The sequence below is a fragment of the Mesorhizobium sp. M0808 genome, assembly GCF_040320025.1.
In the GTDB taxonomy this organism is placed as follows: domain Bacteria; phylum Pseudomonadota; class Alphaproteobacteria; order Rhizobiales; family Rhizobiaceae; genus Mesorhizobium.
In genome coordinates, this window is the sequence record NZ_JAMYOX010000099.1 from 1 (window position 1) to 2,792 (window position 2,792).

Genomic DNA, 2,792 nt, shown 5'->3' on the forward strand with positions numbered 1-2,792 from the left:
CGCTTTGGGGGGGGGGGCATTGGCGGCCCGGCGCGGCGCGGTCGTCACGGCGCTGGCACAGATCTGGGCGGAGCTTCTCGGTGTCGAGCGGGTCGGGCGCCACGACAACTTCTTCGAACTGGGCGGCCACTCGCTCCTGGCGGTGCAACTGATGGAGCGGCTGCGGCGGCTGTCGCTGGGGGTGGATGTGCGCACCCTGTTCGCCAGGCCGGTGCTGGCCGATCTTGCCGCAAGCCTGGGCAGCCATCACGAGGTGGCGGTGCCTGCCAACCTGATCACCGAACACAGCACGGCAATTACGCCGCAGATGCTGCCGCTCATCGAGCTGGCCCAGCCGGAGATCGACCGGATCGTCGCCACGGTGCCCGGCGGCGTCGGCAACATCCAGGACATTTATGGGTTGTCGCCGCTGCAGGACGGCATCCTGTTCCATCATCTGCTGGCGACGAAGGGCGATCCATATTTGCTGGTCTCGCAGATGGCGTTTGCCGAGCGCGGCCAGTTGGAGCGCTATCTTGGCGCCGTTCAGCAGGTGGTGGACCGACACGACATTTTGCGTACGGCCTTTGTCTGGGAGGGGCTGTCGAGCCCGGCCCAGGTGGTGTGGCGGCGTGCGCCGCTGGAGGTGACCGAGGTCGAGCTGGATGCGTGTGACGGTTCCGGCGCCGAGGAGCTCAGGCGCCGGTTTGATCCGCGCCGGCACCGCATCGGCCTTGGCCGCGCGCCGTTGTTGCGGTTTGGGATCGCGCGCGAGCCCGGCAGCGGGCGCTGGCTGCTGCTGGAGTTGCAGCACCATCTGATCGGCGATCACACGACGCTGGAAGTGATGCATGCCGAGGTGCGGGCCGTGCTCGGCGGGCAGGCGCATGAGCTTGCGGCACCGCAGCCGTTCCGCAATCTGGTGGCGCAGGCACGGCTGGGTGTCGATGCCAAGGCGCATGAAGAGTTCTTCCGCTCGATGCTGGCGGACATCGACGAGCCGACCATGCCGTTCGGGCTGGGCGAGGTGCGCGGCGACGGCAGCGGGGTCGGCGAGGCGCGGCGGATGCTGCCGCAGGCGCTCAACGATCGGCTGCGGGAGCAGGCGCGGCGGCTGGGGGTGAGCCTGGCCAGCCTGTGCCATCTGGCCTGGGGTCAGGTGGTGGCGCGCAGCAGCGGGCGAGAGCAGGTGGTGTTCGGCACGGTGCTGTTCGGCCGCATGCATGCGGGTGCGGGCGCCGACCGGGCGCTGGGCCTGTTCATCAACACCCTGCCTGTGCGGCTTGACCTGGACGGAACCGGGGTCGCGGCGAGCGTGCGGACCACGCATGCGCGGCTTTCCGAGCTGCTGGCGCACGAGCATGCCTCGCTGGCGCTGGCGCAACGCTGCAGCGGCGTTGCGGCGCCGGCGCCGCTGTTCAGCGCGCTGTTGAACTACCGCCACAACACGCCGGCGGCCATGGCCGGCTCCGGCACGGATGATGGTCTGTCCGGGGTGGAATGGCTGGGCGGGGAGGAGCGCACCAACTATCCGCTGACCCTGTCGGTGGAGGATTATGGCGAGGCGCTCGGCCTGACGGCGCAGGTGGTGGAGCCGGTGTCTGCGGATCGGGTCTGCGGCTACATGCAGCACGTGCTCGAGCAATTGGCGGAGGCGCTGGAGCGGGCGCCCGACAGGCCGGTGCGGGAGCTGGATATCCTGCCGGCCGCCGAGCGCACCTATCTGCTGGAGGATCTGAACCGGACGGCGGCGGCCTATCCGTCGCAGCGGTGCGTCCACGAGCTGTTCGAGGCGCAGGTGCGCCAGGCGCCGGAGGCTTTGGCGGTAGTCCATGAGGACGAGCGCCTGAGCTATGGCGAGCTCAACGCGCGAGCCAACCGGCTGGCGCATCATCTGATCGCGCTCGGGGTGAGGCCGGACCAGCCGGTGGCGATCTGCCTGGAGCGCAGCCCGGCGATGGTGGTGGGTGTCTTGGCGATCCTCAAGGCGGGCGGCGCCTATCTGCCGCTGGACCCGGCCTATCCCTGCGCGCGGCTGCGGCAGGTTGTCGAGGATGCGGCGCCGCGGCTGCTGCTGGCCGATGCGGCCGGCCGCGCCGCGCTCGGCCCCGAGGCGCTTGTCGATGTGAGCGTGGTCGATCTGGAGACGGCGACCCCGGCTTGGGCCGAACTGCCCGCTTGCGATCCCGAGCCGCGCGCCCTTGGCCTGACCTCACGCCATCTCGCTTATGTGATCTACACCTCGGGCTCCACCGGGACGCCCAAGGGCGTCATGGTCGAGCATCGCGGAGTGGTCAATCTTACAGCATGGCATGTGCAAACGTTTTGTCCGCAACCAGAAACCTGCTGCACACTCACGGCTGCAGTGGCTTTTGACGCCAGCACCTGGGAGCTATGGTCCGCATTATGCAATCGTAGCACATTGCTGCTCCCGCCCAGGGCGGCAGCAGGAGATTCCTCGCGTCTGTTGCAATGGTGGCGTGATCAACCACTGGACGCCGCCTTTCTAGCCACACCGCTGGCTATAACCGCATTGCAAGACGAGCTGGTAAATCCAAAATTGGGACATTTGCTGATCGGCGGTGATCGTCTCCAGCGTGTTCCTTCCCGGATACCGTCTCCTCTCAAGTTGATAAACAACTATGGCCCTACGGAAGTCACCGTTGTGGCAACGTCGGGACGACTTCTCAGTGACAACGCCGTGCCGCATATTGGCCGTCCGATTGCGAACACGCGGATCTACCTGCTGGACGCTCATGGTGCGCCGGTGCCGTTCGGGGCGGTGGGCGAGCTCTATATCGGCGGGGCGGGGG

At 67.8% G+C, this 2,792-nt stretch carries 1 pseudogene; it reads left to right on the top strand.

Annotated features, from left to right (window positions below):
• Positions 1-31: 31 nt before the first annotated feature.
• Positions 32-2,792, top strand: a pseudogene (locus NKI25_RS36080) (AMP-binding protein); the annotation flags it as partial.